The following is a 21,512-nucleotide window of genomic DNA, read 5'->3' on the forward strand; positions in this document are numbered from 1 at the left end:
GCATGAGCAAGCCCGCCCCGCCCAAGTACAAGACCACCAACTGGAAGACCTACAATGCTGCGCTCAAGGCGCGTGGGTCGCTGATGATCTGGTTGGACCGTGACATGCGCTGGCATGGCTCTGCAGTCGGCAAACGTGGACGGACACCGACTTTCAGCGATGCCGCCATTCAGTTCTGCCTGACGATCAAATGCCTGTTCAATCTTGCGCTCCGACAGGCCGTGGGTATGGTGCAAAGCCTGCTCAAACTGGCGGGGCTGGACTGGCTGACGCCGGACTACAGCACCGTGTGCCGGCGGCAAAAGCATTTGCAGGTGGCCATTCCTTGCCGTCCAACCACGACCGGGCTGCACCTGTTGATCGACAGCACCGGCATCAAGATGCTGGGTGAAGGCGAATGGAAAACGAAGAAACACGGCGCGGAGTACCGCCGTCAGTGGCGCAAGGTGCATTTGGGCATTGATGCGCAGACGCTGGAAATCCGGGCGATTGAAGTGACCGACAACGCGGTGGGCGATGCGCCAATGTTGCCGGAGTTGCTGGACCAGATTTCCGCGGGGGAAAGGATTGCTGCAGTAAGTGGCGATGGTGCCTACGACACCAAAGGCTGCCATGAAGCGATTGCCAAGCGAAAAGCCGAGGCGGTGATTCCTACCCGAAAGAATGCCAAGCCGTGGAAGGAAAATCGGTTGGGCGCCCATGTCCGAAACGAGATACTGCGTGCTACCCGGCTCCTGGGTCGAGCGATCTGGAGGAAATGGAGCGGTTACCATCGCCGCAGCCTGGTGGAAACCAAGATGCGCTGTTTCAAGCTGCTGGGCGAGCGGGTAATGGCAAGGGACTTCGACCGTCAAGTCGCAGAGCTCCAAGTGCGAGCGGCGATCTTGAACCGCTTCACGCGGCTCGGGACGCCGATGACGGTGCGCATGCCATAAATCCGTCCGGGGAAAGGGGCTTTGCATGCCGAAGCCTATTTATGCAACAAAGCCGTTCCGTCAATAAAATTAAATACCATAAAAAAAACCCTCCCAGATCATATGATCGAGAGGGCTTCTAGCGACGCTATTCAACAGCCAGTTAATACTTCAACTATGACAATGAATCCAACCTAAAATAGAAACAGGTTATCTCCCTTAACCCACCCAGCGGCGGGCGGTGGCGAACATGCGATACCAGCCGCCGTTCTCGCCCCAGTCTTCCGGATGCCAGCTGTTCTGCACGGTGCGGAACACGCGTTCCGGGTGCGGCATCATGATGGTGAAGCGGCCGTCCTGCGTGGTGACGCCGGTGATGCCCGCCGGCGAGCCGTTCGGGTTCAGCGGATAGGTTTCGGTGGCGCGGCCGTCGAAATCGACGTAACGCACAGCCACCAGCGCCTGATCCTGCGCGCCCGGCGCGAAAATGGCGCGGCCTTCGCCATGGCTCACCACCACCGGCAGACGGCTGCCCGCCATATCAGACAGGAAGATGGACGGCGACGCGGCCACTTCCACCATGCTGAAGCGCGCCTCGAACTGCTCCGACGCGTTGCGGCGGAACTTGGGCCAATTTTCCGCGCCCGGAATGATGGACGACAGATTGGACATCATCTGGCAGCCATTGCATACGCCCAGCGCGAAGGTGTCCCGGCGGCCGAAGAAGGCCTCGAACTGCTCGCGGGCGCGCGGGTTGAACAGAATGCTCTTGGCCCAGCCTTCGCCGGCGCCCAGCACGTCGCCGTAGCTGAAGCCGCCGCAGGCCGCCAAGCCTTTGAAATCCGCCAGTTGCGCGCGGCCAGCGATGATGTCGCTCATATGCACGTCCACCGCGTCGAAGCCGGCGCGGGTGAACGCCGCCGCCATCTCAAGCTGGCCGTTGACGCCCTGCTCGCGCAGGATGGCCACGCGCGGACGCTTGCCGGTGGCGATGTAAGGCGCGGCCGGGTCGCCGTGCACGTCGAAGCTCAGGTTGGCGCTCAGGCCGCGCGACTTCACATGGCTGCGCAACAGCTGCTCGCTGTCGGCGCAGGCCGGGTTGTCGCGCAGACGCTGCATGCGGGCGCTGGTTTCAGACCAGGCGCAGAACAGCTCGCTGCGGCTTTCGCTGAACAGGTCAGTACCCTTGTAGCGCACGGTCAGGCGGTCATTGGTGTTGAGGCGGCCGATGACGAACAGCTCGCGGCCGATGCCGGCCTTCATGAAACGGGAGATCACCTCCGGCGTATCGGCCTTGCGAACTTGCAAGACCGCGCCCAGCTCTTCGTTGAACAGCACGCGCATGATGCGGCCGTGGGTGGCGGCCTCGTGCGTGGGCTGCACGAAGTCGTCAATGAAGCGCTGGGTGTTCTGCCGCTCTATCACCATTTCCTGCAGATCAACGCTGACGCCGACATGGCCGGCGAACATCATCTCGGCCAGGGTGGCAAACAGGCCGCCGTCGGAGCGGTCGTGATAGGCCAGCAGCTTGTCATCGCGCAGCAGCGACTGCATGGTGCTGAAGAAGGCGGACAGCTGCATCGGGCTTTCCACGTCCGGCGCGCGGCCGGTCATTTCCTTCCACACCTGGCCGTAGATGGAGCCGCCCAGGCGGCAGCGGCCATAGCCCAGGTCGATCAGGATCAGGTCGCTGTCCTTCACGTCCTTCAGCTCAGGCGTCACCGTCTTGCGCACGTCTTCAACCGGCGAGAAGGCGGAAATCACCAGCGACAGCGGCGCGGTCACGGACTTTTGCTCGCCGTCTTCTTGCCATACCGTCTTCATGGACAAAGAGTCCTTGCCCACCGGAATGCTGACGCCCAGGCTTTGGCTCAGCTCCGACACCGCTTCCACCGTGCGGTAGAGGTTAGCGTCTTCGCCAGTATGGCCGGCCGGCGCCATCCAGTTGGCGGACAGCTTGACGTTGCCCAGCTTGCCGACAAAAGACGCGGCGATATTGGTCAGCGCCTCGCCGATGGCCATGCGGCCGGAAGCCGGGCCGTTGAACAGCGCCGACGGCGTGCGCTCGCCCATCGCCATCGCTTCGCCGCGATAGGTGTTGAAACCCATGGCGGTGACGGCCACGTCAGCCACAGGCACTTGCCAGCGGCCCACCATTTGGTCGCGCGCCGTCATGCCGCCCACGGTGCGGTCGCCGATGGTGATCAGGAAGGATTTGTCGGCTACGGTGGGGTGGCGCAGCACGCGGAAGGCGGTTTCGCGCAGCGGATACTTGGAGGCGTCGAACACCTGATACGCCGGCTCCACGGTCTTGGCGTCGCGGGTCATGCGCGGCGGCTTGCCCAGCAGCACTTCCAGCGGCATGTCCACCGGACTGTTGTCGAAATGATCGTCGCGCACTTGCAGATGGCCGTCATCGGTGGCCACGCCCATCACGGCGAACGGGCAGCGTTCGCGCTCGCAGATGGCGCTGAAACGGTCCAGGTCGGCCGGCAGGATGGCCATCACGTAGCGCTCTTGCGCCTCGTTGGACCAGATCTGCATCGGCGTCATGCCTTTTTCTTCCAGATGCACCTTGCGCAGGTGGAAGATCGCGCCGCGGCCGGCGTCGTTCACCAGTTCCGGGAAGGCGTTGGACAGTCCGCCGGCGCCGACGTCGTGGATGGAGACGATGGGGTTGGCTTCGCCCAGCTGCCAACAGCGGTCGATCACCTCTTGGCAGCGGCGTTCGATTTCCGGATTGCCGCGCTGCACCGAGTCGAAGTCCAGGTTTTCGCTATTGGCGCCGGTATCCATCGACGAAGCGGCGCCGCCGCCCAGGCCGATCAGCAGGCCGGGGCCGCCCAGCTGGATCAGCAACGCACCTTCCGGGATCTCGTTCTTGTGGATTTGCTGCTGCTGGATATTGCCCAAGCCGCCGGCCAGCATGATGGGCTTGTGATAGCCGCGCATCTCGCCGTTGAAGCTTTCTTCAAAAGTGCGGAAATAACCGGTCAGGTTGGGACGGCCGAACTCGTTGTTGAACGCCGCGCCGCCGATCGGGCCTTCCAGCATGATCTGCAGCGCGGAGGCGATGCGGCCCGGCTTGCCGTATTCAGCCTGTTCGTCGCTGTAGTGCTCCCACGGCTGCTTGAAGCCAGGAATGTTCAGGTTGGACACGGTGAAGCCGGTGAGGCCGGCCTTGGGGCGCGAGCCGCGGCCGGTTGCGCCTTCGTCGCGGATTTCGCCGCCGTTGCCGGTGGACGCGCCCGGGAAGGGCGAGATCGCCGTCGGGTGATTATGGGTTTCCACCTTCATCAAGATGTCGGTGGGTTCGCTGTTGTAAGCGTATTGATGGCTGCCCGCCTGCGGATAGAAGCGCTCGATGAAGGCGCCCTCGATCACCGAAGCGTTGTCCTTGTACGCCACCAGCGTGCCTTGCGGGTTGGCGTCGTGGGTGTCGCGTATCATGCGGAACAGCGATTTGCCCTGCTCCACGCCGTCGATGATGAACTGGGCGTTGAAGATCTTGTGGCGGCAGTGTTCGGAGTTGGCCTGGGCGAACATCATCAGCTCGACGTCGCTGGGATTGCGCTTCAGCTTGATGAAGTTCTCCACCAGGTAATCGACTTCGTCGTCGGACAAGGCCAGGCCCAGCTTGACGTTGGCTTCCGCCAGCGCGGCGCGGCCGCCAGCCAGGATGTCCACCGTGCTCATGGGCTGCGGATCGATGTGGACGAACAGTTTTTCCACCTCGTCGAACGAGGCCAACACGGTTTCCGTCATCCTATCGTGCAAGAGGCCCGCCAGAATGTGGCGAGCCTCTTTACTTAAAGATTTGTTTGCGGACTGAACCCGGAATGCAGTCCCGCGTTCGATGCGCCGGATATTCGGCAATCCGCAATGCCTGGCGATGTCCGTCGCCTTCGATGCCCAGGGGGATAAGGTGCCCAGGCGCGGCGTCACCAGAAACAATTCGCCGTCCGGTTCTCCATTGATTGGCGCTTCGCCGTAACTGAGCAATTGGCCCAGCACGCCGACTTGTTCAAGCGTCAGTTCGCTGTCGCTTTCCGCAAAATGCCAGAATTCGGCTATCAGAACGATGTCATTCAGACCGGCATCGGCAGCTGCCGCCTGCAGTTTTTCGAGACGAAACGGCGACAAGGCTATGCCGCCGCGCAGCTTGGTAATGTAAGACATTAGTCACCCGCGACAAGTACCAGGAAAGGGCGTCATAATACAGCAAAAAACCGTTGCAATTAAGGCTATCGATTGGCAAATTTTGCGACATCCCTCACATCAGACATTTCCGGAGCATTGCCCCATGAAAAAGGTTGAAGCCGTCATCAAACCGTTCAAGCTGGACGAAGTACGCGAGGCCTTGTCCGAGATCGGCGTCAACGGCCTTACCGTGTCCGAGGTCAAGGGCTTCGGCCGCCAGAAAGGCCACACCGAGCTGTATCGCGGCGCAGAGTACGTGGTCGACTTCCTGCCCAAGGTAAAAATTGAAGTGGTGCTGCCGGACGATCTGGTGGAGCGCGCCATCGACACCATCGTCGCAGCGGCCCGCACCGGCAAGATAGGCGACGGCAAGATTTTCGTCACCCCGGTGGAGCAAGTGGTGCGCATCCGCACCGGCGAAACCAACGAGCAAGCGATCTAAGCCGCTTCCCTCCAGACGATCAGACAAAAGCGCCGACGACTCCCGGCGCTTTTTCGCAGGCGCGTTCCGCGCGCGCCTGCAGCCTAGGCCGCGCTTTGCAACTCTAGCAGGTAGGGACGCACTTTCGCGGCAGTCATTTTCTGCACGCGGCACAGCAGCCCATGGTCCGCGCTCACGCCATATTGTGACGCCAGCCCGCCATGCAGGTGCAGCAACAAATTGGCCGCCATCTCCGCATCCGCCAGCGCGCGGTGCGCACGCCCGGTGCTGGGCAAGCCCGCCCAGCGCGTCAAGGTGCCAAGCTTGTGATCCGGCGCGTCCGGCTGCAAGCGCCGCGACAACAACAAGGTGCAGGCAAAATCCTGGCGGCGGGCGCGGCCAAGCAAGGCCAGCTCGTAATCCCAGAATTTACGGTCAAAGCTGGCGTTATGCGCGACCAGCGGGGCATCCCCGACAAACTCGGCCGCCCCGCGCATCGCTTGCGCGGCGCTTGGCGCATCGCGCAGCATGGCGTTGGTGATGCCGGTCAGCCGCTCTATCATCGGCGGCACCCATACCCCGGCGTTCATCAGGCTCTGATAGCGGTCGACGATCCGCCCCTCCTCCAGCAACACAATGCCGATTTCGGTGGCGCGGCAGTCGCGGCCCGGCGTGATGCCGTTGGTTTCAAAGTCGATGACCGCGACGCGCTGCCTCATGCCAGCGCTGCCTTGGCGGCCTCTTCCGGCGTCAGTCCGTCAAAAAACTGATCGGTATACCATTCTGCCTGCTCTTCGATGTGCTCCTGCGCCTCGGCCTCGGTAGCGCCGGCCGCTACCAGATGGGTTTCCACCTCCGCGCACCAGGCCAGCAAGGCCAGCGTTTCCTCATCCAGTTTTTCCTGCGGCTTTTTCGACATCGGGATTTCCTTGCGATTCAATACATTATCGAGCCGGGCATTGTACTCGGCTTTGCGCGGCGCGCAAGCGCGGTCTAATCATCCACTCGGCCGCGCAGCGATTTGATGGCCGAGCGCTGCGATTTGCCGGCCAGCCGGCGTTGCTGCGAGCCGTAAGTCGGCTTGGTGGCGCGGCGCGCTTTGGGCGTATGGCTGGCGCCGTCTATCAAGGCCTGCAGCCGCAGCAGCGCGTCGGCCCGGTTCTGCTCCTGGGTGCGGTATTGCTGCGCCTTGATGATGATCACGCCGTCCTTGCTGATGCGCTGGTCACTCAAGTTCAACAGCCTCTCGCGCAGCCAATCCGGCAGCGACGAGGCGGCGATGTCGAAGCGCAGATGAATGGCGGACGAGACCTTGTTGACGTTCTGCCCGCCCGCGCCCTGGGCGCGCATCGCGGTGATCGTCAGCTCGTCCTCTTTGACGGGATAGCGGGAAACAGACATGGGGAAAAACAATTTCTTAAAAGCGCATTATAAGCCGCAGCCGCCTGGGCGCTCAAAAGAATGCCGCTGTCGCAGAGCGGAGCCTCGCCAATCATCAACGGCTGACGGCCAGAAACGCCCCCAATTCCCAATTTTCATTTCAAAATCAAAATCTAAAAACATCACATTAGCATTCTTGCAAGAAAACGCTGCCAGACCCATGCCCGGCAAGACGGGCCATAGCATTGTCATTACCGCCGAGGCTAACCTATAAAGCCTGTGAAGCGCCCACTTTCCACGGAGGGTTTCATGCGGCAACTGACCGTCAAGCAGTTACTGATCATCGGAACTATCATCGTCGCGGTGCCGCTGTTATTCGGCAATGCCATGATCTGGCTGAGCAACACCGCGCTGTTGCGAGCCGAGGCCGAAAAGCAGAAATTCGTCGCCGCCACCATCGCCTTCAAAAACGCCCGCTACAACGTGGTGCAGATTCAGCAGTTTCTGACCGACGCGGCCGCCACCGGCGAAACCGCCGACGATTATCGCGACGCCGAAAGCAACCGCCAGCAGGCGCAGCAGGAATTGGACAAGTTGATGGGGTTATTGCCCGATCTTTCCCCAGCCCTGCAGCCGCTCAAACAACAGATAGACCATCTGCACGAAGTAGGCCGCAAAATGGCGGAAGCTTATGTCCACCAGGGACGCGAGGCCGGCAATGCCATCATGAAGCAAAAAGACAGCGGTTTCGACGATTCGACAGACGCCATCGACAAAGCGCTGGAGCAAGTATCAAAGAAGCTGGAGCAGCGCAGCGCCGTTGCCAGCACCAGCCAGCAAGACATTCTGGACGACGCCTTCTTGGTCAACGTCACCGTCGCCGCGGTGGCCATGCTGCTGGTTTTCGTCGGCAACTATTACCAGTACCGCCGCCTCAACCGCATTCTCGGCGGCGAACCCGCCTATGCGTCGCAAGTCGCCCGCCGCATCGCCGAAGGCGATCTGGCCCTGCAGGTGATCAATCGCTCGCCGGACCCGCAAAGCCTGCTGGGCACCATGAAGGACATGGCCGCCACCTTGGCCGACTATATGCGGCAGCTGGATCTGGAATCCAAGCAAGTGGCGCAGTCGTCGTATCAAATTTCCGATATTTCCAAGCACATCACGGGCACGTCTCAACAAGAGCAGGGCCACTCCTCTGAAGTGCGGCAGGCCACTGCGGATTTGAGCGAAACCGCCGAATCGGTGCGGGAAATCGCGCAAAAGGTTAGCGAGCATGCCGACCAGGCCAGGCAAAGCGCCACGCAAGGCATGAACACCATGCGCAGCAATATCCAGGAAATGGGCCATGCGGTGGAGGAAGCCAGGACCGCCGAAACCAAGATTCTGGCGCTGTCAGAAGCCAATAAGAAGATACAGCTGATTACCCAAACCATCGCCAGCATCACCGAGCAGACCAATCTGTTGGCGCTGAACGCAGCCATTGAAGCCGCCAGGGCTGGCGAAGCCGGGCGCGGTTTCGCCGTGGTGGCCGACGAGGTGCGCAAGCTGGCCTATCACGCCGGCCAGGCCACCGGCGAAATCACCGACATCATCGGCAATCTCAATCAGTTGATCGAAGAAAACACCCTTCGGTGCAAGGCATCATTGAGCGCACTCGGGTCGGGATGGAGCGCGCGGAGCAAGCCAGCGATGCGATCTCCAGCCTGGTGCAGGATATAGACAATAACGTGGCGGCCGCGCATCAAATCAGCGATGTCAGCGGCGAGCAGATGAGCCGGCTGGAAACCTTGCGCAGCCAGTTGGACACCTTGCTGGACACCTTGAGCGAAAACTCGCTCAAGGTCCACACCACCGGCGCCATCAGCCTGGATCTGTACCGCGTGACGGAAAATCTGCGCGACATCATGAAGCAGTTTCAGTTCGACCCCAACTGGACAGCCAAGCCGGCCGACAACGAGAGCCGCCGCGTCCCGCGCGTCAGCAAGAACATGCTGGTGCAAGTGCGCGAAGGCGAACGCTTGCGCGACGCCATCACCGTGGATTTCAGCATGACCGGCCTGCAATTGCGCACCCCGCTGCCCTTGGCGGACGCTAAAGTCGGCAGCTTGCTCAAGCTGCAGATGCAGCTGCCTCACGACTCCATCGAGCAATACACGCGGCAAGACCCTCTGGAGATACAGGCCAAACTGCTATGGGAACGCGCAGGCAAAGAGGGTCAACTCTATGGCATGGAGTTCAGCCGCCCCAGCCCTGAGCAGCAGGAGCGGCTGCGCCAATGCTTCGCGTTTTACAGCCAGAGTCCGTCTTATCGATAAGCCAAGGCGGGCATCAAGCCTCCAGGCTCAGCCCGCCATCGCAAACCAGAACCTGGCCGGTCATGAAGCCATTGCCGATCAGGAATCGCGCCGCATCGGCGATGTCCTCGGGCCTACCCACCCGTCCAGCCGGGCTTTGCGCCGCATAATCAGCGAACAATCGCTGCTTGTCCTGGCTGGGCAGGAAATTCCACCAATCGGTATCAACCACGCCCGGCGCAATGCCGTTGACGCGCACCGGCTTCCACTCCCTCGCCAATACCGGCACCAGCGCCGAAATGGCGGCATTGGCAGAAGCCAGTCCCGCGGTGCCCGGTAAAGACGCATGCGCGCTCACCGCGGAGATAAAGGTGAGGCTGCCGCCCGGCCGTATCCAAGGCCGCGCCGCTTGAGCGCAAGCCAGTTGAGGAAACACTTTTTCCTCAAACCCCTTGATTACCGACGCCATCGACACCTCGGCGAAGGCGCCGCCGCCTTGATTGCTGCCAAACGCCAACAGCAGATGATCTACCCCGCCCTGGCGCTGCAGCGCGTCGGCCAATCCCTTTGCGTCGGCGGCGTTCACGCACAGGCAAGCAGCGCCCGCGCCCAGCGTCTGCTGCGCAAGACGCAATCGCTCGGGGTTTCTGCCGGCAATCGTCACCTGATAGTCATGCGTCAGCAACAGACGGGCGCAAGCCAAGCCCATGCCGGCGGAACCGCCCAAGATGAATACTCTTTCAGACATGATGAACTCCCTTTTCGAAGAGAACCGGCCTGGATTCCGGCCGGATGGCGATCGCCACATGCTCATCATTGCGGTTTCGGAATATGATAAACAGTTGCCAACTCATCCTGGTATGCCCGCTACCATGCTACAGCCCGATGCTTGCGCACGCCCCGAACAACTCGGCGACTTCCTGCGCTCACGACGCGAAAACCTGCGCCCCGATCAAGTGGGCTTGCCGACCGGCATGCGCCGACGCACGCCGGGCTTGAGGAGAGAAGAAGTCGCCATGCTGGCGGATGTCGGCACGGCCTGGTACACCTGGCTGGAACAAGGCCGAGACATCCGCGCCTCCGCTGGCGTGTTGGCTTCATTGGCCGAAGCGTTGCGCCTGGATGACGCCGAACGCCGCCATCTGTTTTTGCTTGGCGGCCATGAGCCTCCGCTTAAACCGGGAGCGGAAGCGGACTGGATAGAACCGCCATTGCAAAGAATGCTGGATCAGATGGGGAGACAAGCGGCCTACATCACCGGCCGGCGCTGGGATGTGCTGGCTTGGAACCGAAACGCGGCCGCCTTGTTCTGCGATTACGGCCAGTTGCCGCGCGAGCGGCGCAACCTGATGCGGCTGGTTTTCACCGATGCCGCGCACAAGCGGCTGCTGCTGGACTGGGAAACCTTGGCGCGTTCAGCCTTAGCCATGTTCCGCGCGGATTTCGCTCGCTACGCCGGCGACGAATCATTTGCCAAACTGATTCATGATATCTCGTCCCAGAGCGAAGACTTCCGGCGCTGGTGGCCTCTGCACGAGGTGCTGGCGCCGCTCTCGCACATCAAACGCATCCGCCATCCAGACGCCGGCGATCTGTCCTTCGAATACTGCAGTTTCGCCCTGATGGATGGTTCAGACCGCCGGCTGACGATTTACACCCCGGTTGACGAGGATGGCAGCGCGGACAAGCTGGCCCGCCTGGCAAGCTGAACCAAAACAACAGCCCTGCCGGCAAGGGGCAGGGCTGCGTCGCCAAACAGGACATGCTTAGGATTTGAGCGATTTCACCAAACCATCGCAAATCGGCTTTTGCGCGTCCTCAGCCGGCAGCTTGCCGCACACGCCGTCCAGCTGGCCGGCCAGGCGGTCGATCTGCGCCCGGTGCGCGCCGCCTTGATTCCAAGCCTGCAGACGCTTGGCCACCTTCTCCAGCGAGCGGCGGCTGCGCTCATAGAAAGCGCCGCTGGACTTGCCGGCATCGGCAAACACCTCGCTGGCCGCGGTTTCAATGCGGCTGGCGTCTTGCGGCGCCAAATCTACCGCGCCGGCGACATAGCTGGCGCCCCACTGCAAGCGCGTGGCCTGTCCTTCCGCAGCCTGGTAGGCCTTTTGATACCAGTCCAGCGCCGCTGCCTTATCGCCGCGCTCCTTGGCGTTCGAGGCCAGGATCAGCATGTGATAATAAGGGGCATGCGAGGTTTTCAATTCGCCCTTGAGCAGCGAGTCGGACTCATCCAGCAGACCTGCATCGCTCAGCACCTCGCCTGCGGCGGTAATCACCGCTTGCCGTTGATAGGGATTGGCGCTGGCCTTGTCCGCCGCCGCTACCTGCTTGCGCACTTTGTCTTGCAATTCAGCGGAAACGGTTTGCTTGGGATGCGCTTGCTTGTACAGCGCCAGCAATCCGCTGGTGGCGTCCAGGCGGCTGCCCCATGACAAGGAGGCATCGTTCTCCAGCTTGGCCAGCTGCGTTTCCAGGGCTTGGTTCAACTTGTCGCGCTCCTGGCCGTCGCTCAATTGCTTGATGGCGTCTGCCGCGTTGTACAGCACAAAGTCCGCGTTATCGCGGCTCAGCTTGTCGCTGGACAACACGCTCTCGACCCGCGCGCGCGCCAGGCTCTTATCGAAAGCCGGCGCATCCTTGTCCGACACCGCCGCTGCCAATGCTTTCAGTTGCAAGCGCAAAGCCACCGCCTGCGTGGACGGCACTTTTTGCGCCAGTTTCAGCAAGGTGGCGGTGTTTTCGCTCTCCGGCACCAGTTGGCCTTGATCCTGATCCCAGGAATAGTCCGCCAGCAACTGCCAGTCCGCCTCAGCCAGCTTTTTGCCTGCCAGAGCATCCGCCAGCAGCGCCTTCACCGGTTTGGCCGTCAGCAAGCCCAGTTGCAAGGTGCGCAGATAACGCTCCGGATCCACCTCGCCCGGCAAGCGGACGATTTCAGTGCCGTCCGGCTTGAACAGAATCATGGTGGGGTAGCCGCGGACCTTGAACTTCTCGCCCCATTGCTGCGCGTTGTCGCTGTCGCCGTCCAGGTACACCGGCACGAACTGGCGGGTGGCGGCGATGAAATCGGGGCGATTGAAGATGGTGGACTTCACCTGATTGCAAGGCGGGCACCACACCGCGCCCCAATACAGGAACAAAGGCTTGTTCTCAGCGCGGGCCTGGGTGAATGCGGCTTCAACATTGCCCTGCTGCCAGCTGATGCCTGGCGGCAAGGCATGGCCATCTTTCACATCGGCATGGGCCAGCGGCATCAGGCCCGCCAGCGCCAGGGACAATACCAGCAAAGTGCGCTTCATCTTCGAATTCTCCTTTGTGTTTTATGCTCACATGCTAAACCAGAAGACTGCGAAATATAAAGCACAAGCCGTGATTTGCTTAGCGTCATCCGCGAAAAGCCGGCTCGCCATGTCGTTTCGATACAAGACGGCGAGCCGCGGAACCGCGAGGATAAGCCCATCACCAGCCACTGGAGACGGTTTATGGATCACCCTTCGCTAGAACGCGACGGTTTCATGCTCGCCACAATCGATGGCCTGTTCGGCCGCGCCCAGGAGGGCAGCTTGTGGTATTTGTCGTTTGGCCTGGCCTGCTGCGCGGTGGAAATGATGCAGGCCGCCGCCTCGCGCTACGATATGGAGCGCTTCGGCTGGATGCCGCGGGCCTCGCCGCGGCAGGCGGATCTGATGATCGTGGCCGGCACGCTGACCAATAAGATGGCGCCGGCCATGCGCAAGGTCTACGACCAGATGGCCGAGCCGCGCTATGTGCTGTCCATGGGCTCCTGTGCCAACGGCGGCGGCTATTACCATTACAGCTATTCGGTGGTGCGCGGCTGCGACCGCATCGTGCCGGTGGACATCTACGTTCCGGGCTGTCCGCCCACCGCCGAGGCCCTGCTCTATGGCCTGATGCAACTGCAGGCCAAGGTCCGCCGCAACGATACCGACAGCAAACGGACGACGCTGGATCGCAGCAGCATCCGCCTGCCATCACCCATCGTTTGACGCTCAGTCTTCGCGCAGCTCGAAATCATGGCTGATGTCAGCGGTCTTGGCCAACATGATGGAGGCGGAACAATACTTTTCCGCCGACAGCTTGATCGCCCGCTCCACCGCGTCCGGCTTCAGCGCCCTGCCCGTCACTACAAAATGGAAATGAATGCGGGTGAATACCTTGGGGTCGGCATCGGCGCGGTCTGCCTCTATCTCCACCCAACAGTCGTGCACATCCTGGCGCGATTTTTTCAGGATGGAGAGCACGTCATAACTGGTGCAGCCGGCGGTGCCCAGCAAAACCAGCTCCATCGGCCGCGGCCCCAGATTGCGGCCGCCGCCTTCGGGCGCACCGTCCATCACCACCGCGTGGCCGCTGCCGGTTTCGCCCATGAAACACACGCCGTCCACCCATTTCAGTCTCGCCTGCATCGTTTCGCACCCTTTTTGATCGAAAAACCTCATCAGACTAACACTGCCGATTTGGGCGGACAAAGATTCACCGGTAGAATAGAAAGATTGTTCCGTTATTTTGAGCCTCACCCATGCTGGTACTTGGTATTGAATCCTCCTGCGACGAAACCGGCGTCGCGCTGTATGACACCGAACAGGGCCTTCTGGCGCATCAGTTGCACACCCAGATGGCGATGCATGCCGAGTACGGCGGCGTGGTGCCCGAGCTGGCCAGCCGCGACCACATCCGCCGCGCCATCCCGCTGACCGAAGCCTGCCTGGCGGAAGCCGGCAAAAAGCTGGCTGACCTGGACGCCATCGCCTATACCCAAGGGCCGGGCCTGGGCGGCGCGTTGATGGTGGGCGCCAGCCTGGCCAACTCGATGGCTTTCGGCCTGAACATCCCCGTCATCCCGGTGCACCACCTGGAAGGTCACCTGCTGTCGCCACTGCTGGCGGAGCCCAAGCCCGAGTTTCCCTTCCTGGCGCTGCTGGTGTCCGGCGGCCATACCCAGCTGATGGCGGTGCGCGGCGTGGGCAACTATGAAATCCTCGGCGAAACGGTGGACGACGCCGCCGGCGAAGCCTTCGACAAAACCGCCAAACTGCTGGGCCTGCCCTACCCCGGCGGCCCGCTGCTGTCCAAGCTGGCGGAATCCGGCAGCCCGGACCGCTTCACCCTGCCCCGCCCGATGCTGCACTCCGGCAATCTGGACATGAGCTTTTCCGGCCTGAAAACCGCGGTGCTCACGCTGGCGAAGCAAGTAGAGGCCGAAAACGGCGCAATTGACGAACAAGCGCGGATGGACATTTGCCGCGCCTTCCAGGAAGCCATCGTCGAAGTACTAGTGAAAAAGTCGCTGGCGGCGATGAAGCTGGCCGGCATGAAACGGCTGGTGGTGGCCGGCGGCGTCGGCGCCAACCAGCAATTGCGCGCCGCGCTGAACGACGCCGCCGCGCGCAAGCGCTTTGAAGTCTTCTATCCGCCGCTGGCGCTATGCACCGACAACGGCGCGATGATCGCCTTCGCCGGCGCCATGCGCGCCAAATACGCCGAGGAAGCCAAGAGCTTCATGATCAAGCCGCGCTGGGACTTGTCCAGCCTGCCGGCGGTTTAACCCGAACTCACCCGCCGCCCGGCCAAACGGGCGGCCAGAATAATATGATCCAACTGAAAAACCTGAGTCTGCGCCGCGGCCTGAAAGAGCTGCTGGTCGGCGCCAACCTGACGCTGAACCCCGGCTACAAGGCCGGCCTGACCGGCGCCAACGGCGTGGGCAAATCCAGCTTGTTCGCCATGCTGCTGGGCGAATTGCACGCCGACGGCGGCGACACGCTGATTCCGCCCAACTGGACCCTGGCCCACGTGGCGCAGGAAACCCCGGCGCTGGAGCGCAGCGCGCTCGACTACGTGTTGGACGGCGACAAGGAGCTGCGTTCGCTGGAGGCCCAGCTGGCCAGCGCCGAAGACAAGCACGACGGCAACGCCATCGGCCATCTGCACGGCGAGCTGGCCAATATCGACGCTTACTCCGCGCCGGCCCGCGCCGCCAAGCTGCTGACCGGCCTGGGCTTCGACGAGGCCGGCCAGCAGCGCCCGGTTGCCAGCTTCTCCGGCGGCTGGCGCATGCGGCTGAACCTGGCGCAGGCGCTGATGTGCCGCTCCGACCTGCTGCTGCTGGACGAACCGACCAACCACCTGGACCTGGAAACGGTGCTGTGGCTGGAGGATTGGCTGCAGTCTTACCCCGGCACGCTGCTGATGATCTCGCACGACCGCGACTTCCTCGACAGCATCTGCAGCCACATCGTGGAAGTGGCCAATCAGAGCCTGACGCTGTACACCGGCAACTACAGCCAGTTCGAAACCATGCGCGCCGAAAAACTGGCGCGCCAGCAGGGCGAATTCGAAAAACAGCAGCGCCAGATCGCCCACCTGGAATCGTTCATCAACCGCTTCAAGGCCAAAGCCAGCAAAGCCACCCAGGCACAAAGCCGGATCAAGGCGCTGGAAAAGCTGGAACGCATCGCCCCGGCGCACGTGTCCTCGCCGTTCGACTTCCATTTCGACAGCCCGGACAACCTGCCCAACCCTCTGCTGAAGCTGGAATCGGCCAATGCCGGCTATGGCGACAAAATCATCCTGTCGCAGATCAGCCTGTCGGTGGAATCCGGCGCGCGCATCGGCCTGTTGGGCGTCAACGGCGCCGGCAAGTCCACGCTGGTGAAGCTGCTGTCCGGCGACCTGGATCCGCTGTCCGGCGAACGCGTCAACGCGCAGACGCTGAAAATAGGCTACTTCGCCCAGCACACGCTGGAGACGCTGCGGCCGGACGAGTCGCCGCTGCAGCATATGCAGCGGCTGGCGCCGACCGCGCGCGAGCTGGAGCTGCGCAGCTTCCTCGGCGGCTTCAACTTCCGCGGCGACAACGCCACCGCCCCCTGCGGCCCGATGTCCGGCGGCGAGAAGGCGCGGCTGGCGCTGGCGATGATAGTCTGGCAAAAGCCCAATCTCTTGCTGCTGGACGAACCGACCAACCACTTGGATCTGGAAATGCGCCACGCGCTGACGCTGGCCTTGCAGGACTTCAGCGGCGCGCTGATCGTGGTATCGCACGACCGCAGCCTGCTGGAATCCACCACCGACGTGTTCTGGCTGGTCAGCGGCGGCAAGGTTCAAGCGTTTGACGGCGATCTGGAGGACTACCGCCAGTGGCGCATCGCCCAACTGGCCGAAGCCGACAAACCCTCCGACGGCGATGCCCAAGGCGTCAACCGCAAGGAGCAGAAGCGCCAGGAAGCGGAGGCCCGCCAGCAGCTGGCCAAGCAGCGCAAACCGCTGCAGAACCGCCTGTCCAAGCTGGAGCAGGAAATGGACAAGCTGACCCAGGAGAAGACGCAACTGGAGACCTTTTTGTCCTCCAGCGAAGCTTACGACGACGCCAATCGCCAGAAAATGGCCGACAGCGTCAAGCGCCAGGGCGAGGTGGCCAGCCGCCTGGAAACGGTGGAGGAAGAGTGGATGGAGGTGCAGGAACAGCTGGAAGCGCTGGAGGCATAAGCCGCGCGCCTCGCTCTTTCGACAGCCCAAGCCTGGCGCTTGGGCTTTTTTCTGGGCGGCGCTTGCCTTTGCCCTTGGGTCCTGGCCCTGCTCAAATCTGGGTAAATATTTTCGATATCAAACAAAATCCACATCAAAAGGGAACAAAGCTGTGGACAAGCCGGGGATAGCGGGAGATTTATCTTTACTTATAACAACTTGCGCGCATTGATTAAAATTTACTCAACCGGCGGAACTATTCACGCCAAGCAAGGACAAGCCTGCTGATAAAGTGTGGATAAGGTTAGCAAAAGCATGATCTGAAAGGAAAATTCCAAGCTGTTCAATATTTAAGCAAAAACGCCGCGACTCAGACGAGCGCGGCGTTTAATTTTTGAGCCTGGCGACAATTACACGATCGCCGGCTCTTTCATCAGCAAGGTAATCATGCCGGCGATCTTGCGCTTCAGCTCGCGACGATCGACAACCATGTCCACCGCGCCCTTTTCCAGCAGGAACTCGGCGCGCTGGAAACCTTCCGGCAGCGTTTCGCGCACGGTCTGCTCGATCACGCGCGCGCCGGCGAAGCCGATGCGCGCCTTGGGCTCAGCCACCACCACATCGCCCAGGAAGGCGAAGGAAGCGGACACGCCGCCCATGGTCGGATCGGTCAGCACCGAAATAAACGGCAACTGATGCTCGGTCAGCAATTGCAGCGCGGCGCTGGTCTTGGCCATCTGCATCAGCGAGTTCAGGCCTTCCTGCATCCGCGCGCCGCCCGAGGCCGCCACGCAGATGAACGGGGCCTTGGCCTCCACCGCGGCTTGCACGCCGCGCACGAAGCGTTCGCCCACCACAGATCCCATCGAGCCGCCGATGAACTTGAATTCGAATGCGGCCACCACGGCCGGCAGCGAATGGATGCTGCCTTGCATCACCACCAGCGCGTCGTCCTCGCCGGTGTCGCTCTTGGCCGCGCTCAGGCGGTCCGGATACTTCTTGTTGTCCTTGAACTTGAGGATGTCGACCGGCTTGACCTCCTCGCCCAGCTCGCGGCGGCCTTCCGCATCCAGCAGCAAATTCAGACGCTCGCGCGCTGTCAGCGGATGGTGATGATTGCACTTCGGGCAGACCTGCAAATTGCTTTCCAGATCGGTGTAATACAGTACGGCTTCACATTCCGGGCACTTGCTCCACAGCCCCTCGGGCACCGTCGAAGGTTTGTCGGCGCGGTTCTCGCGCTTGATCTTCGGCGGGAGGAGCTTGTTCAACCAGCTCATGCTGACTCCTTGAATCTTGGCCGCCGGACGATAACGCTCCGACGGCATGGCGACGGGGCAAGCCCCGTCTATTGTTCTAGCGGATGGCGGCCTTCAGTTCGGCCACCAGTTGGGTTAACTGCTCTTTGGCAGTTTCGGGTGTCGCCGCCTCGATCTCCTGAACCAGCCTGCTGCCCACCACCACCGCGTCGGCGGCGGCGGAGATGGCCTTCGCGGTCGCGGCGTCGCGAATCCCGAAGCCCACGCCTATCGGCAGAGGCAGTTTCTGTCTGAGGGCTGCAATTCTACGCGCTACATCCTCAATGTCCAGATGTCCGGCGCCGGTTACGCCCTTCAATGAAACATAATAGACGTAACCACGGGCCAATTTAGCAATTTGTTCCACGCGTTCCGGCGGCGTGGTGGGCGCGATCAAGAAAACGGTATCCAATCCTTGTGCATCCAGCGCGGACTGCAGCCCCGCCGCCTCTTCCGGCGGACAGTCCACCGTCAGCACGCCATCCACGCCGGCCGCCTTGGCTTTTTGCGCGAAAGTTTCGAAACCCATCGCGCACAGCGGATTGAGATAGCCCATCAGCACCACCGGCGTGACGGCGTCGTCGCGACGGAATTCGGCCACCATTTCCAGCACATGGCGCAAGCCCACCTTGTGCTTGAGCGCGCGTTCGGAGGCGCGCTGGATCACCGGGCCATCGGCCATCGGATCGGAAAACGGCACGCCCAGCTCGATGATGTCGGCGCCGCCTTCCACCAGCCCATGCATCAGGGACACGGTCAGGCCCGGCTGCGGATCGCCGGCGGTGATGAACGGAATCAGGGCCTTCTTGCCCGCCAGTTCGGCAAAACGTTTTTCTATGCGTGACATGCGGCCTCCCCTTACAGCGTAATGCCGGCAAGACCGGCCACAGTATTGATGTCCTTGTCGCCGCGGCCGGACAAGTTGACCAGGATGACCTGATCCTTGCTCATGGTCGGAGCGACCTTGGCGGCCCAAGCCAAGGCGTGGCTGGACTCCAGCGCCGGGATGATGCCTTCCAGGTGACAGCAGTCGTGGAAAGCGCTCAAGGCCTCGTCATCGTTGATCGCCACATACTCGGCGCGGCCGATGTCCTTCAGATGGCAATGCTCCGGGCCCACGCCCGGGTAATCCAGGCCGGCGGACACCGAATGGGTTTCGATGATCTGGCCGTCCTCGTCCTGCATCAGATAGCTCTTGGAGCCGTGCAGCACGCCCACTTTCGCGCCGGCGGTAATCGGCGCGGCATGCTTGCCGCTGGCGATGCCGTAGCCGCCCGCTTCTACGCCCACCATGCGCACGCCGGGCACGTCGATATAGGGATAGAACATGCCGATGGCGTTGGAGCCGCCGCCCACGCAAGCCACCACCACATCCGGCTGACGGCCGATCACTTCGGGCATCTGCACCTTGGCCTCGTCGCCGATCACCGATACGAAATCGCGCACCAGCATCGGATAAGGATGCGGGCCGGCGGCGGTGCCGAGAATATAGAAGGTGGAGTCGACATTGGTCACCCAGTCGCGCATCGCTTCGTTCAGCGCGTCCTTCAGGGTTTTGGAGCCGGACTCCACCGGCACCACGGTGGCGCCCAGCAGTTTCATCCGGAACACATTGGGCGATTGGCGCTTCACGTCCTCCGCGCCCATGTACACCACGCACTCCATGCCGTAGCGCGCCGCCACCGTGGCGGTGGCCACGCCATGCTGGCCAGCGCCGGTTTCGGCGATGACGCGCTTCTTGCCCATGCGGCGGGCCAGCAGGGCCTGGCCGATGGCGTTGTTGATCTTGTGCGCGCCGGTATGGTTCAAGTCTTCGCGCTTGAGCCAGATCTGCGCCCCGCCCAGCTGTTCGGACCAGCGCTTGGCGTGATAAACCGGGCTCGGGCGGCCTACGTAATGCTTCAGTTCGTGATGGAACTCCCGCCAGAATGTGGGATCGGCCTTCACGCGAGCGTATTCTTGTTTCAACTGGTCCAGCGCCACCATCAAGGTTTCGGCGACGTAGACTCCGCCGTAAGGGCCGAAATGCCCTTGCGCATCCGGAAAATCATACCGATCCATGCTTTGCTCCTGATATGAAGGCCGCCATTCTGGCGGCGACTTTGATCCCTTTTGACGCTTCCACACCGCTGGAAACGTCTACCGCCGCCGGCTTCACCCGGCGTACGGCTTCGATAATATTGTGTTCGTCCAGGCCGCCGGACAAGATCAGCGGCAAGGACAGGCCCTCGGGCAACAGCGTCCAGTCGAAGGTCGCGCCGGTGCCGCCGTGCGCGCCTTCGACAAAAGCGTCGGTCAACAAGCCACGGGCATCCGGGTATTGGCCAGCCCACTCGAGCAGATCGACGCCAGGCTTGACCCGCACCGCCTTGAGATAAGGCCGATGAAAGGAGCGGCAAAACTCCGCGCTCTCTTCGCCATGGAATTGCAGCATGTCGATGGCGCAGGCCGACAAGACCTCGTCCACCCATTCGCGAGCCGGATTGACGAACAAGGCCACTACGCTGACAAATGGCGGCAGCGCGGCGATGACCGCGCGCGCCTGCTCGATGGAGACGCTGCGCGGGCTTTTGTCGTAGAACACCAAGCCTATCGCATCCGCGCCCAGGCGAGCCGCTTCGACGCCGTCATCGGGACGGGTAATGCCGCAAATCTTGACCCTGATCACCCTCGCTCCTTGTGTTTCCGCCGCTCAGCGCAGGCGCAGCCTGCCAGGCTCGCATTGCGTCGGCAGGCCAAAATGTTCCGGATAACCCACGCCGGTCAGATAAAGACCATCCGGCATGAAGGTGGGCGGCGCGCTGGTTCTGTCCCGCGCGCCAAGCAGCGCCTGCATGTCATCCGCGCTCAATGCGCCTTTGCCGACATACAGCAATGCGCCGACGATATTGCGCACCATATGGTGCAGAAATGCGTCCGCTTTCAGATCGAAGCGCAGCAGGCCGTGCTCCTCCACGATATCCAGCTGCTGCAGATCCTTGACCGGCGATTTGGCCTGGCACTCCGAGGCGCGGAAGCTGGAAAAATCGTGCCGGCCCAGCAGGCGCGACGCCGCCTCGCGCATCGCCTCCACATCCAGCGCCTGGTGATACCAGCCCACCTTCCCGGCCAGCAGACAGGAACGCACCGGATGCGTCAGCAGGAAATAACTGTAGCTGCGAGAAAACGCGGAAAAACGCGCATGAAAGTCCTGCTCCACCTGCCTGGCCCACACCACGGCGATTTCCGGCGGCAGCAAGGCGTTGACGCCCCGTACCCAGGCATTCAGCGGGCGCGTAGCATCGGTATCGAAGTGGACCACTTGCATCGCGGCATGCACGCCCGCATCGGTGCGGCCCGCCGCCAGCGTGACAATTGCCTTATTGCCCGCGATGCGCCCCAAGGCCTGATTCAGGATGTCCTGCACCGTGTTGCCGTGCGGCTGCGACTGCCAGCCCGCGAAAGCCCGGCCATCATACTCGATGCCGAGCGCGATTCTCATTCCTGCGTGTTCCAATCTGCATTCCTCTCC

General features: G+C 62.0%; 20 protein-coding genes. 8 read left to right on the forward strand and 12 right to left on the reverse strand.

What is annotated here, in order from left to right; all coding sequences use genetic code 11:
* Positions 1–2: 2 nt before the first annotated feature.
* Positions 3–935, forward strand: coding sequence for an IS5 family transposase (locus NKT35_RS19970; protein WP_254294827.1), 933 nt, complete (start codon positions 3–5; stop codon positions 933–935).
* Positions 936–1,133: 198 nt separating this feature from the next.
* On the opposite strand, the gene purL is transcribed toward NKT35_RS19970, so the two are convergent.
* Positions 1,134–5,093 (reverse strand): phosphoribosylformylglycinamidine synthase, encoded by a 3,960-nt coding sequence (gene purL / locus NKT35_RS19975; RefSeq protein WP_254296415.1) that lies wholly within the window; start codon positions 5,091–5,093, stop codon positions 1,134–1,136.
* 124 nt (positions 5,094–5,217) lie between these two features.
* Here purL and NKT35_RS19980 point away from each other — a divergent pair, with 124 nt between their 5' ends.
* Entirely contained in the window at positions 5,218–5,556 is a 339-nt protein-coding gene (locus NKT35_RS19980) for a P-II family nitrogen regulator (RefSeq protein ID WP_254296416.1), read from the forward strand.
* A gap of 83 nt (positions 5,557–5,639) precedes the next feature.
* Here the strand turns inward: NKT35_RS19980 and NKT35_RS19985 are convergent, their stop codons facing one another.
* From NKT35_RS19985 to arfB, 3 genes are all read right to left on the reverse strand, one after another.
* Complete coding sequence (locus NKT35_RS19985) at positions 5,640–6,254, reverse strand: 3'-5' exonuclease (protein ID WP_254296417.1); 615 nt, start codon at positions 6,252–6,254, stop codon at positions 5,640–5,642.
* The gene (locus NKT35_RS19990; RefSeq protein WP_021476013.1) at positions 6,251–6,454 is read right to left on the reverse strand and encodes a hypothetical protein; all 204 of its coding nucleotides are present in this window, start codon (positions 6,452–6,454) and stop codon (positions 6,251–6,253) included. Before NKT35_RS19990 ends, NKT35_RS19985 begins: the two co-directional genes overlap by 4 nt.
* Positions 6,455–6,528: 74 nt before the next feature.
* Positions 6,529–6,936 (reverse strand): alternative ribosome rescue aminoacyl-tRNA hydrolase ArfB, encoded by a 408-nt coding sequence (arfB, locus tag NKT35_RS19995; RefSeq protein WP_254296418.1) that lies wholly within the window; start codon positions 6,934–6,936, stop codon positions 6,529–6,531.
* A 288-nt stretch (positions 6,937–7,224) separates the two neighbouring features.
* Between arfB and NKT35_RS20000 the strand changes: the two genes are divergently transcribed.
* Positions 7,225–8,637, forward strand: coding sequence for a methyl-accepting chemotaxis protein (locus NKT35_RS20000; protein ID WP_254296420.1), 1,413 nt, complete (start codon positions 7,225–7,227; stop codon positions 8,635–8,637).
* Positions 8,583–9,233, forward strand: a complete 651-nt coding sequence (locus NKT35_RS20005) for a PilZ domain-containing protein (RefSeq protein WP_254296423.1) — start codon at positions 8,583–8,585, stop codon at positions 9,231–9,233. Before NKT35_RS20000 ends, NKT35_RS20005 begins: the two co-directional genes overlap by 55 nt.
* 13 nt (positions 9,234–9,246) lie before the next feature.
* Here the strand turns inward: NKT35_RS20005 and NKT35_RS20010 are convergent, their stop codons facing one another.
* Complete coding sequence (locus tag NKT35_RS20010; protein ID WP_254296424.1) at positions 9,247–9,960, reverse strand: SDR family oxidoreductase; 714 nt, start codon at positions 9,958–9,960, stop codon at positions 9,247–9,249.
* Positions 9,961–10,084: 124 nt separating this feature from the next.
* Here NKT35_RS20010 and NKT35_RS20015 point away from each other — a divergent pair, with 124 nt between their 5' ends.
* Entirely contained in the window at positions 10,085–10,921 is an 837-nt protein-coding gene (locus tag NKT35_RS20015; RefSeq protein WP_254296425.1) for a helix-turn-helix transcriptional regulator, read from the forward strand.
* A 57-nt stretch (positions 10,922–10,978) separates the two neighbouring features.
* On the opposite strand, the gene NKT35_RS20020 is transcribed toward NKT35_RS20015, so the two are convergent.
* Positions 10,979–12,514 (reverse strand): thioredoxin family protein, encoded by a 1,536-nt coding sequence (locus NKT35_RS20020; protein ID WP_254296426.1) that lies wholly within the window; start codon positions 12,512–12,514, stop codon positions 10,979–10,981.
* A 183-nt stretch (positions 12,515–12,697) separates the two neighbouring features.
* Between NKT35_RS20020 and NKT35_RS20025 the strand changes: the two genes are divergently transcribed.
* Positions 12,698–13,222, forward strand: coding sequence for a NuoB/complex I 20 kDa subunit family protein (locus tag NKT35_RS20025; RefSeq protein ID WP_305883440.1), 525 nt, complete (start codon positions 12,698–12,700; stop codon positions 13,220–13,222).
* 3 nt (positions 13,223–13,225) lie between these two features.
* On the opposite strand, the gene NKT35_RS20030 is transcribed toward NKT35_RS20025, so the two are convergent.
* Complete coding sequence (locus NKT35_RS20030) at positions 13,226–13,642, reverse strand: OsmC family protein (RefSeq protein ID WP_254296428.1); 417 nt, start codon at positions 13,640–13,642, stop codon at positions 13,226–13,228.
* 113 nt (positions 13,643–13,755) lie between these two features.
* Here NKT35_RS20030 and tsaD point away from each other — a divergent pair, with 113 nt between their 5' ends.
* Positions 13,756–14,781: a tRNA (adenosine(37)-N6)-threonylcarbamoyltransferase complex transferase subunit TsaD gene (gene tsaD, locus NKT35_RS20035; protein WP_254296429.1), complete on the forward strand. Its 1,026-nt coding sequence runs from the start codon at positions 13,756–13,758 to the stop codon at positions 14,779–14,781.
* A gap of 44 nt (positions 14,782–14,825) precedes the next feature.
* Positions 14,826–16,724, forward strand: a complete 1,899-nt coding sequence (locus NKT35_RS20040) for an ATP-binding cassette domain-containing protein (RefSeq protein WP_254296431.1) — start codon at positions 14,826–14,828, stop codon at positions 16,722–16,724.
* A 389-nt stretch (positions 16,725–17,113) separates the two neighbouring features.
* Here the strand turns inward: NKT35_RS20040 and accD are convergent, their stop codons facing one another.
* The 5 genes from accD to truA form a co-directional block, all read right to left on the reverse strand.
* Positions 17,114–17,983: an acetyl-CoA carboxylase, carboxyltransferase subunit beta gene (accD, locus tag NKT35_RS20045; RefSeq protein ID WP_254296433.1), complete on the reverse strand. Its 870-nt coding sequence runs from the start codon at positions 17,981–17,983 to the stop codon at positions 17,114–17,116.
* 76 nt (positions 17,984–18,059) lie between these two features.
* Positions 18,060–18,848, reverse strand: coding sequence for a tryptophan synthase subunit alpha (gene trpA / locus NKT35_RS20050; RefSeq protein WP_254296444.1), 789 nt, complete (start codon positions 18,846–18,848; stop codon positions 18,060–18,062).
* 11 nt (positions 18,849–18,859) lie between these two features.
* Positions 18,860–20,062, reverse strand: coding sequence for a tryptophan synthase subunit beta (trpB, locus tag NKT35_RS20055; protein ID WP_254296446.1), 1,203 nt, complete (start codon positions 20,060–20,062; stop codon positions 18,860–18,862).
* Entirely contained in the window at positions 20,049–20,669 is a 621-nt protein-coding gene (locus tag NKT35_RS20060; RefSeq protein ID WP_254296448.1) for a phosphoribosylanthranilate isomerase, read from the reverse strand. Before NKT35_RS20060 ends, trpB begins: the two co-directional genes overlap by 14 nt.
* 24 nt (positions 20,670–20,693) lie before the next feature.
* Positions 20,694–21,482, reverse strand: a complete 789-nt coding sequence (gene truA, locus NKT35_RS20065) for a tRNA pseudouridine(38-40) synthase TruA (RefSeq protein WP_254296450.1) — start codon at positions 21,480–21,482, stop codon at positions 20,694–20,696.
* Between the last annotated feature and the right edge of the window lie 30 nt (positions 21,483–21,512).

Origin of the sequence: Chromobacterium sp. IIBBL 290-4 (assembly GCF_024207115.1) — a bacterium.
GTDB lineage: Bacteria > Pseudomonadota > Gammaproteobacteria > Burkholderiales > Chromobacteriaceae > Chromobacterium.

Bases quoted from the DNA above. Each gene is read 5' to 3' on its own strand.
- trpB (WP_254296446.1), bottom strand. From the start codon at position 20,062: ATGGATCGGTATGATTTTCCGGATGCGCAAGGGCATTTCGGCCCTTAC.
- NKT35_RS20010 (WP_254296424.1), bottom strand. From the start codon at position 9,960: ATGTCTGAAAGAGTATTCATCTTGGGCGGTTCCGCCGGCATGGGCTTG.
- purL (WP_254296415.1), bottom strand. From the start codon at position 5,093: ATGTCTTACATTACCAAGCTGCGCGGCGGCATAGCCTTGTCGCCGTTT.
- trpA (WP_254296444.1), bottom strand. From the start codon at position 18,848: ATGTCACGCATAGAAAAACGTTTTGCCGAACTGGCGGGCAAGAAGGCC.
- NKT35_RS19970 (WP_254294827.1), top strand. From the start codon at position 3: ATGAGCAAGCCCGCCCCGCCCAAGTACAAGACCACCAACTGGAAGACC.
- arfB (WP_254296418.1), bottom strand. From the start codon at position 6,936: ATGTCTGTTTCCCGCTATCCCGTCAAAGAGGACGAGCTGACGATCACC.
- NKT35_RS20040 (WP_254296431.1), top strand. From the start codon at position 14,826: ATGATCCAACTGAAAAACCTGAGTCTGCGCCGCGGCCTGAAAGAGCTG.
- NKT35_RS20020 (WP_254296426.1), bottom strand. From the start codon at position 12,514: ATGAAGCGCACTTTGCTGGTATTGTCCCTGGCGCTGGCGGGCCTGATG.
- NKT35_RS20025 (WP_305883440.1), top strand. From the start codon at position 12,698: ATGGATCACCCTTCGCTAGAACGCGACGGTTTCATGCTCGCCACAATC.
- NKT35_RS19990 (WP_021476013.1), bottom strand. From the start codon at position 6,454: ATGTCGAAAAAGCCGCAGGAAAAACTGGATGAGGAAACGCTGGCCTTG.
- NKT35_RS19985 (WP_254296417.1), bottom strand. From the start codon at position 6,254: ATGAGGCAGCGCGTCGCGGTCATCGACTTTGAAACCAACGGCATCACG.
- NKT35_RS20015 (WP_254296425.1), top strand. From the start codon at position 10,085: ATGCTACAGCCCGATGCTTGCGCACGCCCCGAACAACTCGGCGACTTC.
- NKT35_RS20000 (WP_254296420.1), top strand. From the start codon at position 7,225: ATGCGGCAACTGACCGTCAAGCAGTTACTGATCATCGGAACTATCATC.
- NKT35_RS20005 (WP_254296423.1), top strand. From the start codon at position 8,583: ATGGAGCGCGCGGAGCAAGCCAGCGATGCGATCTCCAGCCTGGTGCAG.
- NKT35_RS19980 (WP_254296416.1), top strand. From the start codon at position 5,218: ATGAAAAAGGTTGAAGCCGTCATCAAACCGTTCAAGCTGGACGAAGTA.
- truA (WP_254296450.1), bottom strand. From the start codon at position 21,482: ATGAGAATCGCGCTCGGCATCGAGTATGATGGCCGGGCTTTCGCGGGC.
- tsaD (WP_254296429.1), top strand. From the start codon at position 13,756: ATGCTGGTACTTGGTATTGAATCCTCCTGCGACGAAACCGGCGTCGCG.
- NKT35_RS20030 (WP_254296428.1), bottom strand. From the start codon at position 13,642: ATGCAGGCGAGACTGAAATGGGTGGACGGCGTGTGTTTCATGGGCGAA.
- accD (WP_254296433.1), bottom strand. From the start codon at position 17,983: ATGAGCTGGTTGAACAAGCTCCTCCCGCCGAAGATCAAGCGCGAGAAC.